The following is a 14,396-nucleotide window of genomic DNA, read 5'->3' as shown; positions in this document are numbered from 1 at the left end:
TGAGCAAGAGCTTTGCCTACGAGGGGGCTTCACGCAATGTGCGCTTTAATTGCATTACACCGGGCTTTATCCAGACGGATATGACAGAAGCCCTTAGCGATGAGATAAAAGAGCAGTATCAAAAGACTATCCCGCTAGGGCGTTTGGGGCAGAGTGCCGAAGTCGCGCAGGCCAGTGGCGTTTCTGCTAAGTGATGGTGCGAGCTATATCACAGGGGAAGTGTTGAAAGTCAATGGTGGCTTATATATGTAATTATTTATATATTTAAGGTAATTTCTAAATTTTTTTTGTTAGAATCCCAAATTCTAAAAACTTGCAAGGAGTATTGTATGGCATTGTTTGATGAGATCAAGGAAGTAATCGTAAAAGAGCTTAGCGTAGAAGCAGATAAAGTAACGCCTGAAGCAGAGTTTGTAAAAGACTTAAATGCAGATTCTCTTGATGTGGTTGAGCTTATTATGGCTCTTGAAGAGAAGTTTGGCGTAAATATCCCAGATGAAGAGGCAAACAAAATCCAAAAAGTCGGCGATGTCGTAGCATTTATCGAAGCGCATAAATAGCCTAACTACAGCTAGCTCCGCGTGCTTTTTGAGTATGGTGTGTGGGCTAGTGGCTGATGAAGTTTGATGATGAAGGAGTGATATGCGTCGTGTAGTCGTTACGGGCATTGGTATGATAAATGCAGTTGGACTCAATAGAGATGATTCGTTTTCCGCGATTGTTGATGGCAAGTGCGGCATAAGAAGGATAACTTCTTTTGATACCAACGATTTTCCTGTGAGCATAGCGGGGCGAGATTGTAGGCTTTAATCCTGAAGAGGTCCTAAGTCCAAAAGATGTGAAAAAAGCCGATAGATTTATCCAGCTAGGGCTTAAGGCTAGCAAAGAAGCGATGAGCGATAGCGGCTTGCTAGGAAGCGATGGTCGTTGCGATGAGGCATTGAGTGATCGCTTCGGTGTGAGTTCTGGAGCCGGGATCGGAGGCTTGGCAAATATCGAGAAAAACTCCATTACCTGCTTTGACAAAGGTCCGAGGAGAATTACACCATTTTTCATACCAAGTGCGCTTGTAAATATGCTAGGTGGATTTACTTCAATAGAGTTTGGCATAAGAGGTCCCAATCTTGCGAGTGTTACTGCCTGTGCGGCTGGCACACACGCGATCATCGAAGCGGCTAAAACGATTATGCTAAATGGTGCAGATGCGATGCTAGTCATCGGCGCAGAATCCACTATCTGCCCTGTGGGGATTGGCGGCTTTGCTGCGATGAAAGCCCTATCAGAGCGGAACGATGAGCCACAGAAAGCTTCTCGTCCATTTGATAAAGATCGTAGCGGATTTGTTATGGGTGAGGGTGCTGGTGCGCTTATTTTGGAGGAATATGAGCGTGCTAAGGCGCGAGGTGCGAAAATTTATGCCGAGGTGGCTGGATTTGGCGAGAGTGGTGATGCTAATCACATCACCACTCCTGCACCAGAGGGCGAGGGTGCGGCACGCGCGATGAAAGCCGCGCTTACTATGGCAAATACAAAGATCGACTATGTCAATGCTCACGGCACTAGCACAGCGTATAACGATCTTTTTGAGACAATGGCGTTGAAGAAAGTCTTTGGCGGCAAGGATAATGTCCCGCCTGTTAGCTCGACGAAGGGGCAGATTGGGCATTGTTTGGGAGCGGCAGGGGCGATTGAGGCGGTGATTTCTATAATGGCTATGCGAGCTGGCGTTCTCCCCCCTACGATCAATCAGGAGCATAGTGATCCAGAGTGTGATCTTGACTATATACCAAATGTCGCTAGAGAAGCAAAGGTCAATGCCGTGATGAGTAATTCCTTTGGCTTTGGTGGCACCAATGGTGTGGTCATCTTTAAAAATATATAGTCATACCAACGCATAGCGCATAATATGGAGTGGCAATGGCGACTTGTTTAGATTTTGAAAAACAGCTTAAGAGCATTCAAGATGACATTGAGCTAGCTTCTATGCGCGGAGATACTGCAGCTAAGGAGATATTGCAAAAGGACTTAGAAAAAGAGCTGAAAAAAGTCTATGGCAATATGAGCGATTATCAAAAGCTCCAGCTAGCGCGCCACCCCGATAGACCTTACGCGCTTGATTATATTGAGCTATTGCTAAAAGATGCGTATGAGATCTGTGGCGATAGGCATTTCCGCGATGATAAAGCTATCGTATGTATGATAGGCAAGATTGATGAGCAGCCTGTGCTAGTCATAGGTGAAGAAAAGGGCAGAGGCACTAAGAATAAAATCACGAGAAATTTTGGTATGCCAAACCCTGAGGGCTACCGCAAAGCCCTTAAAGCCGCAAAGCTTGCAGAGAAATTTAAGCTCCCTATCCTTATGCTTGTCGATACTGCTGGTGCGTATCCGGGGATAGGCGCGGAGGAGCGCGGACAGAGTGAGGCTATCGCCAAGAATCTCCAAGAGTTCGCTGCCTTGCGCACACCTACGATTTCTGTTGTCATCGGTGAGGGGGGTAGTGGTGGTGCGCTTGCTATCGCTGTGGCAGATAGGCTGGCTATGATGCAGTATTCTATCTTTAGCGTGATTTCTCCTGAGGGTTGTGCGGCGATTTTGTGGAATGACCCTGCCAAGATAGAGTCCGCCACAAAAGCGATGAAAATCACCCCCGATGAGCTGAAAAAGGCTCAACTCATCGATGACATTATCCCAGAGCCACTAAGTGGTGCGCATAGAGATAGAGAGAGTGCAGCCCAAGCGATCAAGACATATTTCCTAACAAGCCTAAGCGAGATTCTAAAGGATAAAGACTATCTCCAAAAACGCTATGAAAAAATTATGCACTATGGAGCTTTCAGTGAATAATTCTCGCTACACCCTACCTTGCAAATGACGATTTTCATAACAAAATTGCCCAAAATTCAAGCCTAGAATCCAGCCCAAAATCCCTAGAATCAAACGCGGATTCTAGCAAAGAGAGAGCACTTGACTTGTCATTGCGAGACGATGAAGTCGGCGAAACAATCCATAACACAATGGATTCTAGCTCTGCAAACGCGGATTCTAGTGTGGATTGCCACGCTTTGCCTTGCGACAAAGCTCGCAATGACAGCTTAGATTCTACCCAGCCCCTAGAATCCACTTTTGCCTACAAAGCCCCAACAGACTATAAATGCCACACCTTTAGCGGTAAGATTAGTCATATTACTGCCATTTTAGATAAATTTATCAACCAAACAGAAATTGCTATGGATACAAATTGGCGAAAAATGCCTTTTGATTTTGAAAAGAAAGCAAGCGTTCCTCCAGCCAAGCCACATAATCTCACGCTTATAATCAATATCGCTCAAGCCCTTGCCAGCCCTTTTTCTTATGTGCGTGTGGATCTGTATCTCATCGATAGCAGTGTCATTGTAGGCGAGCTGACTTTCACACCCACAGGCGGCACAGAAAAATTCACCCCAAATGAGTGGGATAAAAAGCTGGGCGATTTATGGAGATAGGGTAAGGGTAAAAAAGCAAAATAAAAAGCAAGGGCTTAACCTAGCCTTTAAACAGATCGCTATGTGAGCCTACTTCTACACAAGTAAGGATAAGGGCATTTTGATTTTTGGCATAGATGAGTAGCAAATCTGGCTTGATATGACACTCGCGGAAGCCCTTTAGCTCGCCTGTGAGCTTATGATCTCTGTGTTTTGGCTCTAGGCTCTCCCCACTTGCAAGTGTATAGATCACGCTATCAAGCAAGTCTCTATCATCTTGGCTTAGTTTCTTGCGCTGCTTTTTGTATTTAGCAGTGGTGTGGATCTCAAACATCTAAGAATCCATAGCCTTTTTGTAGCTTGCAAAGTCTTGAAACTTCTCTACCTTGCCATTTTTCACAGCCTTTATGCTGCGCAAAAGCTCATCGCTTGGCTCTTTTTGTATTGTCAGTTTGACATCTGCTAGCTTGGCTAGACTTTTTAGCGCGTTTGTGAAGTCTTTGCTAGCATTTTTAGCGGTGATATGGATGGTCATTGTCGCTCCTTTGTTTTGGTGGATTATACACTAGAATCCATAAGTGCCTAATATTTTACCCCTACCTTGCAAATGACGATTTTCATAACAAAATTGCCCAAAATTCAAGCCTAGAATCCCAGCCCCAAAATCCCCTAGAATCAAACCGAAGGATTCTAGTGTGGATTGCCACGCTTTGCCTTGCGACAAAGCTCGCAATGACAGCTTAGATTCTACCCAGCCCTAGAATCCACTTTTGCCTACAAAGCCCCTGATGACTACAAGTTTCACTGCTTTGGAGGGCAAATCTTTATCCAAGTCGATACAGAGCGATTTACCAGCCACACACGCACGATGTTTGACACAGAGTGGAACGCGCTAGAAGTGGTGTATTACTACCCACTGCCACGCACCACCCCACAAAACCGAAAAATCTCCCCACTATGCTTGATATAGCTAGATTACTAAGCAAAAGTTGCAGGTTTGTGCGTGTGGATTTGTATAGTATTTGTGGGGCGATTATCGTGGGCGAGCTTACGATGACTCCAGAGGGCGGCACAGGGCATTTTACTCCAAATGAGTGGGATAAAAAATTAGGCGATTTGTGGCACTAGTGGATTCCCAAAGCTCCCCAAAGTCCCATCAAACTCTCTAGGCGAGATCGGCAGCACGCCGCCACCGGGCGTGAATGTCAGCTCCCCTATGTGTAAAATCGTATTTCCTTGCAGATAAAAATCGCAGCGCAAATACCCCAAATCATCAAAAATCTTCTGCTTATCTCAAGCATTAGGGGTAGCACGCTTGGCTTCTCTATCGCTCTTTGTGCAAATCATAGGTGATCTTTACTTCAAGTGGATTCCACGCTTCATCAAAAAATGTGCAGCGCGTATTGCTCCCACGATCGATAATCGTTTCAGAAAACACCCTCTTCCCAAAGCAGTGAAACTTGTAGTCATCAGGGGCTTTGTAGGCAAAAGTGGATTCTAGGAGCTGGGTAGAATCTAAGCTGTCATTGCGAGCTTTGTCGCAAGGCAAAGCGTGGCAATCCACACTAGAATCCTCGTTTGATTCTAGGGATTTTGGGCTGGATTCTAGGCTTGAATTTTGGGCAATTTTGTTATGAAAATCGTCATTTGCAAGGTAGGGGTAATAGTTTTATAAAATTAGCAAATCCTAAGCAATTTTCTAAAAACTAGGCATAAGTCCAAGCACGCATTATAGGGGTTAATACGCGTTTTCTCTCGTGGTGATTTCGATAATCTCAAGCGTGAGCTGCTGGGACTTGACATCGCCTATTATGCGGTATCTCCCCACTCGCCACCGCCAAAGATTGCCCATAGATTTATACCGCCCCTGAAGTTTCGCGCAGTTGGGCAGAGTCGTTGGGTTTGGGGACTCTTGCAAATGCGTATCGATGAAAAGCCGCACCAAATGTATCCCGTGTGGATCGCCTTTATACTGCTTGGCTAGAAATTTTTCTGCTTTATTTGTCAGTAGGATCTGCATAAGACTGCCCATTTACTAAAGTTTCTAGCTCATCGCGCAAGCGATCTTGCTGCTCTTTAGGCATCGCGGCAAAGTCGCTTGCAATTTGTCGCATAGCCTTTGACTCACTAAGTTTGTGGCACGCAGGCTTCTCCACCTTGCACTTGGCGTTGATCGCCTTTGTAAATGCTTTCATACTTGGCAGAAACTCTTCTTTGACATTCTCTACGATGATAGTCATTGTCGCTCCTTTGTTTTGGTGGATTATACACTAGAATCCATAAGTGCCTAATATTTTACCCCTACCTTGCAAATGACGATTTTCATAACAAAATTGCCCAAAATTCAAGCCTAGAATCCTACAAAGCCCCAACAGACTATAAATGCCATATATTTAATGGCGCATTGAGTCATATAGAAGTGATTAGAGTGCGGTTTGTCCATCAAGAAGAAATCGCCCTAGATGAGCAGTGGCAAAAGCTCCCATTTGACTATGAAAAAAGAGCCACCACGATCCCGCCAAAGCCCAAAAATTTGCTCACTATGAAGCAAATCGCCATTGCTTTATCACAACCCTTTGCGTATGTGCGCGTGGATTTATATGAGATAGATTCTGTGATATTTTTTGGGGAGATGACATTTACTCCTGCTTGTGGGACAGATAAATTTAGCCTACAAGAGTGGGATAATGTCCTTGGCGATCGCTGGAAAATGCACGCGTGATTAAACCCACAAATCCCCCAAATTCCTATCCCACTGCATAGGCGAGAATCTATCCGTGCCACCCGTGGGAGTGAAAGTCAGCTCCCCTACGATGATCTGCTCATCAATTTCGTATAAATCAACCCGCACATAAGAAAACTTATCCGCAAGCGATATGGCTAGCTCTTGCATTAGGGCTAGATTTTTTGGCTTTTTTGGTATGTGTGAGGCTTTTTTGTCATAGTCAAAGGGCATTTTCTCCCAAGTGGGAGTCATAGCGATTTCGGTCTGATTGGTGAATTTATCGATAATTGTATCTATATGACTCAATGCGCCATTAAATATATGACATTTATAGTCTGTTGGGGCTTTGTAGGATTCTAGGTTTTGGGCAATTTTGTTATGAAAATCGTCATTTTCAAATGTTTTTGTGCTGGAGTCTGTGCTAGATTCTGCATTAGGCGCGGTGTTTGCGGGGCTAGAAGCTCCTAGAAGCTCTTCGATAAACACGCGCGGCTCGATGTCTTTGTAATGCCATTCGCGGAAAAGGGTGTAGAAATTGGTCGCTAGGTGGCTTTGGATTTTGCTCCTAGCAGCTTCAAAGCGTGCTTGATCGCTCAAAAACTCCTGCTTATTTGGCACAAGCACCACGCCGCCACCATCGTGATTGGTCTTTATCGCAAAGGAGGTGGGCAAGCTGGCAAAGTCTATCTCATCAAAGCTTTTGTAAATCCCATAGAGCTTGGGCAAATAGGGGCAGATATTGGTAGCAAGGAGAGTGGATCCTAGCGAGTCTATGGGGGCAAAGAGTGTGGAGCTAGGCTCTAGCAGATTGAGCTTGGCTAGGGCTTGTATGGTGTGTGCGCTAGAATCTAAGCTAGAATCTAGGCTTGCATCACACTCTGCCCCCCCCCTAATCGCGTTTTCATAGAGTGGGTAAAGTGTGGCAGCGATGTAGATCCTAGCCTTTAGCTTATCGGCTAGCGCGGTATAGACAGGGCTTCTGTCAAACAAAATGCGGTGGATAATCTTCTCATTAAAGGTCTTGGGATTGCGGAAGTCTGGGGTGTAGCCAAAGATCTTTTTATGTCGGCGGACAAAGTAGGCTTCATCATCTAAAGTGGATTCTATGAGAGCATTTAGCTTCACGCGTAAGGGGCGGATCGCCTTTGTGTAGATGGGATTGTGCTTAATGCTCTCTTTAAGGCGGGATTTGAAAGATTGTGGCTCTTGGCTCATTGGATCTCCTTGTGTGTGGTGTGGGGTGGCTAGCAAACGCTTGAGAGCGTCTTGGCTAGACCGCCTAGGGCGGTTTCGCGGTATTTGGCATTCATATCTTTGCCGGTTTGATACATTGTCTTTATCACTTCATCTAGGCTTACAATCGGCGTGCTTTTGCGCGTCATCGCCATTCTCGCAGCAGAGATAGCCTTGATCGCGCCAAAGGCATTGCGCTCGATACAAGGGATCTGCACAAGCCCGCCCACAGGGTCGCAAGTAAGCCCTAGGTGATGCTCCATAGCCATTTCCGCGGCATTGCAGGCTTTCCTAGCATCTGCGCCAAGGATAGTCGCCATAGCCCCTGCTGCCATAGAGCTAGCCGAGCCGATCTCTGCTTGGCAGCCGGCTTCTGCGCCGCTTATGCTGGCATTTTTCTTGATGAAAGAGCCTATGAGTATGGCTGTTAGCAGAAACTCTACTGCTTTATCATCGTTAAAGCCTATGGTGTGGTTTTTGCAATAGAGCATTACCGCTGGGATCACCGCGCAAGCACCATTTGTAGGGGCTGTTACCACTCGTGCGCCGCTGGCATTCTCCTCTGCTATGGCTATGGCATAGAGCGAGATAAAGTCAATGATCCCTAGCGGATCGCTTGTGGTATGCACGCGCTCAAACAAGCCTTTGGCACGGCGTTTTAGGTGGAGCTTGCCCGGGAGATAGTCCTCGCTTGGGTGCGTGCCTTGGGCATAGGCTTCTTGCATACACTCCCATACTTCAAGGCAGTAAGCTCTAATGCTCCTCTCATCGCGGAATTGCAGCTCGTATTCTAAAGAGAGCTTGGCTAGGTCGCAGGACTTCTCATCGCAGAGATAGAGAGCTTTGGTGGCGTTCTCTATCTGCAAAGACTAGAATCCACTTTTTCTCCTTGGGTGGATTCTAGCTCTTGCTCATCTTGACAAAGCCCCCACCGATAGAAAAGTAGGTGCAAGAAGTTACTTTTGCGCCTTGTGCGCTAAAGGCTTCTATGCGCAGGGCATTTTCGTGCTGGGGCAGAAACTCATCGCTAAAGATGATGTCGCTGCTGCTATCAAAGGGGATAAGCTTTGTCCCGCAGAGATTAAGCTGCTTTGTATCATAGACGCGTGCTAGGGTGGCGGCTTGGAGGTCTTTGGTGATGGTTTTGGCGTGGAGATTTTCTAGCCCCCAAAGGATCGCTTTATCACTCAAATGCCCTCTGCCCGTGAGTGAGAGAGAGCCATAGAGCGTGATAGTGATATGCGCGATGGATTCTAGCTTGGGGGCGATTAGCTCGCAGAAGCGATTGCCCGCTATGAGCGGTCCTAGCGTGTGCGATGATGAAGGACCTATGCCGATTTTACAAATGCTAAGATTACTCACGCGCTATCCTATAAGCTTGTAAATCACGGTGAAGATTGTCAAAAGCCCTGTGATAAATACAAAGGCATTCTAGGGCAGGGTTTTTTAAACTGCTTCATCTTTGAGACGCTATAAATAGCGATGATTGGCATAAGGAAAGGATTGCAGCGATGATTGGACCGCCTAGATCTTCGATAAAGCCTAGCACGCTTGGATTGATATAGGCTACAAGAGCATTATCACATACATTACACTTGTGCTTGCAATGGCGATTGCTTTAAGATTTGGATTCTCATTGCCGGCGATTTTGCAGCATTTACGCACGATCCCATACGCCCCTTCTCTAGCCCCAAAATAATGCCCAAAAAATGAGCTAGAAATAGCCAAAAATGCTATCAAAGGACCGCCATAAGAGATGAAAGGATTATCAAGCTTATTGGCAAAATAGGATAGCACAGGGGATATTTTGCGCTCTAGCTTCAGCAAGCTCTGCTGACTTAGACATAGCACACAAGAAAAGACAAAAAACATCACAAAGATTAGTAGCATTGTCGCGGTGCGGAAAAGGATTTGATTTGCCTTTGCTACGGAGTGCTCCCCATACTCGCGCTTCACGCTTAAAGAAAAGGTAGAAATGGCTGGAGAGTGATTAAAGCTAAAGACAAGCACAGGCAGAGTGAGCCACACGATTGTCAAAAACTCTTTCACATTGGGCACTTCGCTTAGGCTGCCTAGATTCCACTGCGGAATAAGATAGAGTGAGAATAGAAACAAAAACCGCGCATAGCGGATACACGAGCCATTCACATACTTTGGTGATAAACTCTTCGCTAAAAAGCATAATAAGCATAAAGCTACTCACACCCAAAAATACCAAAATCGCCCGCCAAAGTGGCAGTAAGTGTGCTATTTGCGAGCCTTTTTCATTTAGCTCGGTAGTATAGATAGAGCTGATGAATCCAGCCAAGCTGCCATTAGAATCTAGCAAGGGCAAAAGCTGATTGTAAATAAAGCTTTCAAATGTGTTTGTAATCCCCACGCAGTAAGCCAAGCAAATAGGGAAAATCGCGAAGAAGTAAAGGATAGAGATAAACACCACTCACCCCACGCCCAAAGTATTCTTCTGCGGCGTGCGTGATGTCTCTGTCATTGCCACTAGCTTGGCAGACAAAGCGGCTTAACGCTCTGTGGCTCAAATACACCATAGGGAAGATGACAAAGCACATCACCACCACGGGCCAAAAGCCTCCGCCCCCAGCTTTGATAGGTAGATACAAGATCCCAGCTCCCACTGCCGTGCCAAATAAAGATAGCATCCAGCGAGTGTCAAATGAATTCCATTTTGGTGGGGTATTTTTCATAGTCGCTCCTTGTGTGACATTGAATATATTATACATTTTCTCGCGCATTTTCTTACTCATTTAGCGAGCAAGCAAGCGCAAGGCTTCTTTGATCGCGCTTTGTGTATCTGTTGGCAGTGATTTGAGGCAGGATACGGGTGATTTCATTGCCTTGTAGCCTAGGGCTCTAGCGCACTTGTGATGTCGTGCTTGCTGGCTAGATTGCTTGGGGATTGGGGCTTGCTAGATTCTAGTGCCTGCTCGCAAAAGCCCGCTAAATCTAGCAAGATTTTGCCCCGCACTCTTTGCGCCAACGCCCGGGACCTTTTGCAAGAGCTTAATGTCCTTGCTAGCGATGATTTCTAGGAATTTTTGCGCGCTGAAGGTGCTAAGGATTGTAAGGGCGACTTTGGTGCCTACGCCGTTAATTTTAAGCAATCGCTCAAAAGTGCTTTGCTCTAGTGTATCTACAAAGCCAAAGAGCAAATGCGCATCTTCACGGATAATGGTGGTGATGTGGAGATAGATTGATGGGCTAGACTCCTTGCTAGAATCCACTTTTATTCGCAGCTGCGCACTTGTCTGCACACTAATGCAATGCCATAAATCACGCCTTGGACATTGAGCTCTACGCGCATAGGCTCTAGCTTGTGGATCGTGCCGATTAGACCGCAAATCATTGTTCTACCTTTAAGTGGATTGAGTGAGTATCTAAAGATTCTGGCGCGGATTTTACCCTAGAATCTTTAGCGATAGTGATGTGTGAGGGTTTGTTGTATTCAAGTAAGAGAGATTCACTCATTGTGTCATTTGGCTCTAGGGATAGCCCTTGTATATCGCATAGTTTTCAAAGCCCATAACCTTGCCTATATGTAAGCGTGCGTTACAAAGCCTTGGTGATAGGGATTGATCGTGGCTTTAGCGTGTGTAAGGGATGCTCTAAAGACTTCTTGCGTGCTAAGTGGCTTTATAGAGCTTGATAAGTACGTAGGATTCTTGGTAGGTTTTGGCAAATTTGCTCTCTTTTAGCGCGATTGCTTGCTGATCTTTGGTAAAGCCCTGAAGCTTTGCTAGAAGCTTTGGCGGCGTGGGCTTTAGGAGTAGGGCAGATAGGGTGGATTCTAGCTGGGCTAGGTGTGGGATTTGTCGCGGTGGTAGATTCTAGCATTGCAGAGATAGCTACGATAATCGCTAGAGCCTAGCAGGCTAAAGACTAGGGCATTGTCATCGCCGCGATTTTGTGGATCTCTTTTGCTTCTAGCAGGGCGGAAAAGTAGCAGGTATTGGCATTGCGCAGGCGGTCTATGGAGATAGAGCTTGCATAGATGGTGCTAGCGATTGTCTCTTGGATTTTAGCGGTGTTGGCATAGATGGTGCCAGAATCCAGATTTTTGATCGTGCAATCTTGTGCGATCAAAAGCCCCTTGTGGGTTAGGATCTTGGCGTGCTGGGCTAGGATTTTGGAGCTTTTGTGGGTTGAGCCATTGATGATGAGCTGCTTTGCTTTAATAGTCGTGCTACTCCCTAGATCGCCAGCTATTTCTATATGCTCCGCTTCGATATGCACGCCATCTCCTAGGCATCAATACTGCTATGACTAGATTCTATACGGAGTGTGATATGCGCTCGCACGCCCCCTAGTAGCGGCGGAGTTTTGGTAGAAGTCAGCTCTAGGCTTGGAGGTGTATAGAAGCAAAAAAGATCCGCTTGGCTATCTGTGTGGCTTGGTTTTGTGGGCTTGGGCTCGTGCTGGCATAGGGCGCGGTGAATTGATTATGCAAGGCGATGAAGCCTTGGATCTGGCTGAAGTATTGGATTTTATCCGCATAGGCTTTAGTGGTGATATGCTCCTGCACACTTGGGATTATGCGCGGCTTTTCATCGGCTTGGGAGCAGTATTGCCCTAGGAGATTGCGCCCTGCTACCCCACGATCGCCAAACTCATACATCGCGATAAGCTCGCCCTTATCCACGCCATAAAATGCCTCTTGGATCTTGCTAGGTGGGGGATACTCTCATCATCAAAGAGCCCTTGCTCTTTAGCGTGGTAGGACTCTTGCGGGAAAAAGACAAAGCGCATAGGCTTGGCGGCGCATATACGCTACTTTGCATAAGGCAAAATTCTTGGGCTTTGCTTTTGGGATCGTGCTTGATTGCGTGCAAGAGCTCATCGATTTTAGCGTGCAAGCTCTCCATATCGCGCAAGATCACCCCTAGCATAGCAAGCCTTGCGCCTACTTGGGCGTATAGATCGGCTTTGATCTCTTCAAGCGGCAAAAAGCTATCAAAGCAGCGCATAAATGCCTTGTCTTTATCCGTGGAGAGATAGATACTAAAGGTATCATCAATAAGCTTTGGTCGCACGAGGATATCGCAGCTCTGGCAGATTGTGAAGCGATCACTATGATATAGCCTATCGTCTAAAAGCGCGTGGCTTGGGAGCTTGGGATCGCTTAGGGTGATATGGTGCTTTTGCAAGAGACATTGCACGCTATCTATGGAGATCGCGCGTTTTTGGCACTCGCTTTGCAAGGATTCTAGGATATTGTCAGTATCAAGTAGGAGAAATGGCGCAAACTCCACGCAAATCCTTCGTATCCATTTTGTATCATTATAGTAGCTATGAAACTTACAGGCTAACACACGCATTTATTATAGTATATCAAACTTCTTTGGCTAGAATCTAGGCTTTATTAAAACTAGTTACATATCTATGCGATTTGTTTTCTAAGGATTATTGGTGCTTAAAAAGGCGTTTTTGACAAATAGTAGCGGGATTTTATGCTCTAGGGTGTTTGGATTTTTGCGGGATTTGAGTATGGCAAATATCTTGGGGGCTGGGGTGTATAGCGATATATTTTTTGTCGCATTTAAGTTCCCTAATCTTTTCCGCAGGATCTTTGGCGAAGGGGCATTTACACAAAGCTTCCTACCTAGCTTTATCGCAAGTAGCAAAAAGGGCGCATTTAGCGTGCTTGTGCTTGCGATTTTCTCTTGCGTGCTTATAGGATTTAGTCTGCTTGTGGTGGCATTTAGCGGGGCATTTACTAGAGTGCTAGCCCTAGGCTTTGATGAGGAGCTAATTAGGCTTGCTAGCCCCATTGTAGCGATACATTTTTGGTATTTGTTTTTGGTGTTTTTGGTTACATTTTTTAGCACGCTTTGCAGTATAAGCAGCATTTCTGGGTGAGTGCGTATAACACAGCGTTGCTTAATATCGCGATGATTTGCGCGCTGCTTTTTGCTAGGGATAGCGATGAGATGCAAATCGTGTATATCGCTAGCTATGGGGTGCTAGTAGGCGGTGTGGCACAGATTGCTTTGCATATTTATCCGCTGTATAGGCTGGGGTTTGTGAGGCTTTTTGTGTGTGGGGTGGGGGAGGTGCGCTGGCTTTTTTCACAAGGGATTCAGCTTTGCGCGATAATCGGGGATTTCATCGCCGCGCTGCGTCGATAGACACTCGAGTCTTATCTCCTTGCGCGGCTCGAAAAACCCCAATTTCTCATCGCAAAGCGTAGCTTCTTTAGAAAACAAGCGAAGCGAAGTTTCTTTAGAAAATCCGCAAAGCTCCCCACAGCCCCACCGCAATTCCTAGAATCCTTGAAGAAGAAAAAGGGGCTGGGTGTGAAAAATCCGCCGCAAATCAAAAAGTGGATTCTAGTAATGAAGCTTTTTTATCGTCATTGCGAGCCGACTTGTCGGCGCGGGCAATCCACACAAACAAAGACACAAAACCTAGAATCCACTTTTGATAAAAACGCAAAAAACATACAAACATTACAAAAAGCGGATTCTAGCCCTAACGCCCATTTTTCTGTCATTGCGAGCCGCGATAGCGGCGTGGCAATCCACAAAGGCGCAAAAGTGGATTCTAGCCAATGACTATTCTGCTAGCGCAGAATCTGTGGATTCTAAAGAAACATCGGCTAACGCCGAGCGGTATCCCTTGTTTTTCTAAAGAAGCTACGCTTTGCCACACCACTGCTACCGCAGCGGCTCGCAATGACAGAAGAAACGCCGAGAGTCAAAAAGTGGATTCTAGCAACGCTCAAAGTGTGTTTTCTCAAAACGCAGTTAGGCGCAGGATTTTGGTGATAAAAATGGGGCTTTGCAAGGCGAGTCAAGGGCGCATACTAGAGCGTATGTAACCGCCGACTCGCCGCAGCAATCGCCATTTTTAGCCCAAAAGCCAACGCCAGAATCAAGCAAAGCCCAATCCTCCAGCAAAAAGCCAACGCCCAAATCCACAAAGCTAGCCCACACTATTAGAACCGAGCTTCGCGCGTTTTT

24 protein-coding genes and 5 pseudogenes are annotated in these 14,396 nt (G+C 46.1%); 14 read left to right on the top strand and 15 right to left on the bottom strand.

Annotated elements, in window-relative coordinates:
• From DX060_RS10545 to accA, 4 genes and pseudogenes are all read left to right on the top strand, one after another.
• A pseudogene (locus tag DX060_RS10545) lies at positions 1-252 on the top strand (SDR family oxidoreductase); the annotation flags it as partial.
• A 77-nt stretch (positions 253-329) separates the two neighbouring features.
• Positions 330-560 (top strand): acyl carrier protein, encoded by a 231-nt coding sequence (gene acpP, locus DX060_RS10540; RefSeq protein WP_115010870.1) that lies wholly within the window; start codon positions 330-332, stop codon positions 558-560.
• 82 nt (positions 561-642) lie between these two features.
• Positions 643-1,882: pseudogene (locus tag DX060_RS10535) on the top strand (beta-ketoacyl-ACP synthase II).
• A gap of 35 nt (positions 1,883-1,917) precedes the next feature.
• Complete coding sequence (accA, locus tag DX060_RS10530; RefSeq protein ID WP_115010868.1) at positions 1,918-2,847, top strand: acetyl-CoA carboxylase carboxyl transferase subunit alpha; 930 nt, start codon at positions 1,918-1,920, stop codon at positions 2,845-2,847.
• Positions 2,848-2,881: 34 nt separating this feature from the next.
• Here the strand turns inward: accA and DX060_RS12270 are convergent, their stop codons facing one another.
• The gene (locus tag DX060_RS12270; RefSeq protein ID WP_258552151.1) at positions 2,882-3,016 is read right to left on the bottom strand and encodes a hypothetical protein; all 135 of its coding nucleotides are present in this window, start codon (positions 3,014-3,016) and stop codon (positions 2,882-2,884) included.
• A 1-nt stretch (position 3,017) separates the two neighbouring features.
• Between DX060_RS12270 and DX060_RS10525 the strand changes: the two genes are divergently transcribed.
• Entirely contained in the window at positions 3,018-3,485 is a 468-nt protein-coding gene (locus tag DX060_RS10525; protein WP_147278841.1) for an ATP-grasp fold amidoligase family protein, read from the top strand.
• Positions 3,486-3,525: 40 nt separating this feature from the next.
• Here the strand turns inward: DX060_RS10525 and DX060_RS10520 are convergent, their stop codons facing one another.
• Complete coding sequence (locus tag DX060_RS10520; RefSeq protein WP_115010862.1) at positions 3,526-3,798, bottom strand: type II toxin-antitoxin system RelE/ParE family toxin; 273 nt, start codon at positions 3,796-3,798, stop codon at positions 3,526-3,528.
• A complete protein-coding gene (locus DX060_RS10515) occupies positions 3,799-3,999 on the bottom strand; it encodes a hypothetical protein (protein WP_115010861.1) in 201 nt (66 codons plus the stop codon).
• Here DX060_RS10515 and DX060_RS10510 point away from each other — a divergent pair.
• From DX060_RS10510 to DX060_RS10500, 3 genes are all read left to right on the top strand, one after another.
• Positions 3,999-4,208 (top strand): hypothetical protein, encoded by a 210-nt coding sequence (locus tag DX060_RS10510; RefSeq protein WP_115012492.1) that lies wholly within the window; start codon positions 3,999-4,001, stop codon positions 4,206-4,208. The genes DX060_RS10515 and DX060_RS10510 overlap by 1 nt on opposite strands.
• Before the next feature lie 76 nt (positions 4,209-4,284).
• The gene (locus DX060_RS12440) at positions 4,285-4,434 is read left to right on the top strand and encodes a hypothetical protein (protein ID WP_115012491.1); all 150 of its coding nucleotides are present in this window, start codon (positions 4,285-4,287) and stop codon (positions 4,432-4,434) included.
• Positions 4,422-4,592 carry an ATP-grasp fold amidoligase family protein gene (locus DX060_RS10500; protein ID WP_115012490.1) on the top strand — a complete coding sequence of 57 codons (171 nt, stop codon included), beginning with the start codon at positions 4,422-4,424 and terminating at the stop codon, positions 4,590-4,592. Before DX060_RS12440 ends, DX060_RS10500 begins: the two co-directional genes overlap by 13 nt.
• On the opposite strand, the gene DX060_RS10495 is transcribed toward DX060_RS10500, so the two are convergent.
• From DX060_RS10495 to DX060_RS10480, 4 genes are all read right to left on the bottom strand, one after another.
• The gene (locus DX060_RS10495) at positions 4,572-4,733 is read right to left on the bottom strand and encodes an ATP-grasp fold amidoligase family protein (RefSeq protein WP_258552344.1); all 162 of its coding nucleotides are present in this window, start codon (positions 4,731-4,733) and stop codon (positions 4,572-4,574) included. The genes DX060_RS10500 and DX060_RS10495 overlap by 21 nt on opposite strands.
• 55 nt (positions 4,734-4,788) lie before the next feature.
• Entirely contained in the window at positions 4,789-5,028 is a 240-nt protein-coding gene (locus DX060_RS10490) for a hypothetical protein (RefSeq protein ID WP_115012488.1), read from the bottom strand.
• A 174-nt stretch (positions 5,029-5,202) separates the two neighbouring features.
• Entirely contained in the window at positions 5,203-5,484 is a 282-nt protein-coding gene (locus tag DX060_RS10485) for a type II toxin-antitoxin system RelE family toxin (RefSeq protein WP_115010865.1), read from the bottom strand.
• Positions 5,462-5,704, bottom strand: a complete 243-nt coding sequence (locus DX060_RS10480; protein ID WP_115010864.1) for a hypothetical protein — start codon at positions 5,702-5,704, stop codon at positions 5,462-5,464. The genes DX060_RS10485 and DX060_RS10480 overlap by 23 nt, the downstream gene beginning before the upstream one ends.
• Between DX060_RS10480 and DX060_RS10475 the strand changes: the two genes are divergently transcribed.
• Positions 5,704-6,186 (top strand): ATP-grasp fold amidoligase family protein, encoded by a 483-nt coding sequence (locus tag DX060_RS10475; protein ID WP_115010860.1) that lies wholly within the window; start codon positions 5,704-5,706, stop codon positions 6,184-6,186. The two genes, DX060_RS10480 and DX060_RS10475, sit on opposite strands and share 1 nt — an antisense overlap.
• Here DX060_RS10475 and DX060_RS12265 read toward each other — a convergent pair whose 3' ends face one another.
• The 5 genes and pseudogenes from DX060_RS12265 to DX060_RS12260 form a co-directional block, all read right to left on the bottom strand.
• Positions 6,187-7,404 carry an ATP-grasp fold amidoligase family protein gene (locus DX060_RS12265; RefSeq protein WP_258552150.1) on the bottom strand — a complete coding sequence of 406 codons (1,218 nt, stop codon included), beginning with the start codon at positions 7,402-7,404 and terminating at the stop codon, positions 6,187-6,189.
• 29 nt (positions 7,405-7,433) lie between these two features.
• A pseudogene (locus DX060_RS10460) lies at positions 7,434-8,784 on the bottom strand (L-serine ammonia-lyase).
• 3 nt (positions 8,785-8,787) lie between these two features.
• Positions 8,788-10,124 (bottom strand): annotated as a pseudogene (locus tag DX060_RS10455) (aromatic amino acid transport family protein).
• A 222-nt stretch (positions 10,125-10,346) separates the two neighbouring features.
• Positions 10,347-10,691, bottom strand: a complete 345-nt coding sequence (ruvA, locus tag DX060_RS10450) for a Holliday junction branch migration protein RuvA (RefSeq protein ID WP_181814317.1) — start codon at positions 10,689-10,691, stop codon at positions 10,347-10,349.
• Positions 10,692-10,779: 88 nt separating this feature from the next.
• Positions 10,780-10,905, bottom strand: coding sequence for a hypothetical protein (locus DX060_RS12260; protein WP_258552343.1), 126 nt, complete (start codon positions 10,903-10,905; stop codon positions 10,780-10,782).
• Between the two features lie 265 nt (positions 10,906-11,170).
• Between DX060_RS12260 and DX060_RS12255 the strand changes: the two genes are divergently transcribed.
• Positions 11,171-11,305, top strand: a complete 135-nt coding sequence (locus DX060_RS12255) for a hypothetical protein (RefSeq protein ID WP_258552342.1) — start codon at positions 11,171-11,173, stop codon at positions 11,303-11,305.
• An 11-nt stretch (positions 11,306-11,316) separates the two neighbouring features.
• Here the strand turns inward: DX060_RS12255 and DX060_RS10440 are convergent, their stop codons facing one another.
• The 3 genes from DX060_RS10440 to DX060_RS10430 all read right to left on the bottom strand — a co-directional run bounded on the left by DX060_RS10440 (position 11,317) and on the right by DX060_RS10430 (position 12,752).
• Complete coding sequence (locus DX060_RS10440) at positions 11,317-11,670, bottom strand: hypothetical protein (protein ID WP_115012485.1); 354 nt, start codon at positions 11,668-11,670, stop codon at positions 11,317-11,319.
• Between the two features lie 103 nt (positions 11,671-11,773).
• Positions 11,774-12,076, bottom strand: a complete 303-nt coding sequence (locus DX060_RS10435) for a hypothetical protein (protein WP_115012484.1) — start codon at positions 12,074-12,076, stop codon at positions 11,774-11,776.
• Between the two features lie 25 nt (positions 12,077-12,101).
• Positions 12,102-12,752 carry a hypothetical protein gene (locus tag DX060_RS10430; RefSeq protein ID WP_147278840.1) on the bottom strand — a complete coding sequence of 217 codons (651 nt, stop codon included), beginning with the start codon at positions 12,750-12,752 and terminating at the stop codon, positions 12,102-12,104.
• Between the two features lie 91 nt (positions 12,753-12,843).
• Here DX060_RS10430 and DX060_RS10425 point away from each other — a divergent pair.
• The 4 genes and pseudogenes from DX060_RS10425 to DX060_RS10955 all read left to right on the top strand — a co-directional run.
• A pseudogene (locus DX060_RS10425) lies at positions 12,844-13,481 on the top strand (lipid II flippase MurJ); the annotation flags it as partial.
• Between the two features lie 249 nt (positions 13,482-13,730).
• Positions 13,731-13,988, top strand: a complete 258-nt coding sequence (locus DX060_RS10420) for a hypothetical protein (RefSeq protein ID WP_115012482.1) — start codon at positions 13,731-13,733, stop codon at positions 13,986-13,988.
• The gene (locus DX060_RS10960) at positions 13,985-14,254 is read left to right on the top strand and encodes a hypothetical protein (RefSeq protein ID WP_147278839.1); all 270 of its coding nucleotides are present in this window, start codon (positions 13,985-13,987) and stop codon (positions 14,252-14,254) included. The genes DX060_RS10420 and DX060_RS10960 overlap by 4 nt, the downstream gene beginning before the upstream one ends.
• On the top strand, positions 14,215-14,396 hold a 182-nt coding region (locus tag DX060_RS10955), incomplete at its 3' end, for a hypothetical protein (RefSeq protein ID WP_147278838.1). The genes DX060_RS10960 and DX060_RS10955, both read left to right, overlap by 40 nt.

Source organism: Helicobacter canis, assembly GCF_900451095.1.
GTDB lineage: Bacteria > Campylobacterota > Campylobacteria > Campylobacterales > Helicobacteraceae > Helicobacter_B > Helicobacter_B zhangjianzhongii.
This window is presented reverse-complemented; position numbering and strand designations above follow the sequence as displayed.

What these genes read in the sequence shown, in the direction of transcription:
- acpP (WP_115010870.1), top strand. Translation starts at nt 330, where the DNA reads ATGGCATTGTTTGATGAGATCAAGGAAGTAATCGTAAAAGAGCTTAGC.
- accA (WP_115010868.1), top strand. Translation starts at nt 1,918, where the DNA reads ATGGCGACTTGTTTAGATTTTGAAAAACAGCTTAAGAGCATTCAAGAT.
- DX060_RS10525 (WP_147278841.1), top strand. Translation starts at nt 3,018, where the DNA reads ATGGATTCTAGCTCTGCAAACGCGGATTCTAGTGTGGATTGCCACGCT.
- DX060_RS10520 (WP_115010862.1), bottom strand. Translation starts at nt 3,798, where the DNA reads ATGTTTGAGATCCACACCACTGCTAAATACAAAAAGCAGCGCAAGAAA.
- DX060_RS10515 (WP_115010861.1), bottom strand. Translation starts at nt 3,999, where the DNA reads ATGACCATCCATATCACCGCTAAAAATGCTAGCAAAGACTTCACAAAC.
- DX060_RS10500 (WP_115012490.1), top strand. Translation starts at nt 4,422, where the DNA reads ATGCTTGATATAGCTAGATTACTAAGCAAAAGTTGCAGGTTTGTGCGT.
- DX060_RS10485 (WP_115010865.1), bottom strand. Translation starts at nt 5,484, where the DNA reads ATGCAGATCCTACTGACAAATAAAGCAGAAAAATTTCTAGCCAAGCAG.
- DX060_RS10480 (WP_115010864.1), bottom strand. Translation starts at nt 5,704, where the DNA reads ATGACTATCATCGTAGAGAATGTCAAAGAAGAGTTTCTGCCAAGTATG.
- DX060_RS12265 (WP_258552150.1), bottom strand. Translation starts at nt 7,404, where the DNA reads ATGAGCCAAGAGCCACAATCTTTCAAATCCCGCCTTAAAGAGAGCATT.
- DX060_RS12260 (WP_258552343.1), bottom strand. Translation starts at nt 10,905, where the DNA reads ATGAGTGAATCTCTCTTACTTGAATACAACAAACCCTCACACATCACT.
- DX060_RS10430 (WP_147278840.1), bottom strand. Translation starts at nt 12,752, where the DNA reads ATGCGTGTGTTAGCCTGTAAGTTTCATAGCTACTATAATGATACAAAA.
- DX060_RS10960 (WP_147278839.1), top strand. Translation starts at nt 13,985, where the DNA reads ATGACTATTCTGCTAGCGCAGAATCTGTGGATTCTAAAGAAACATCGG.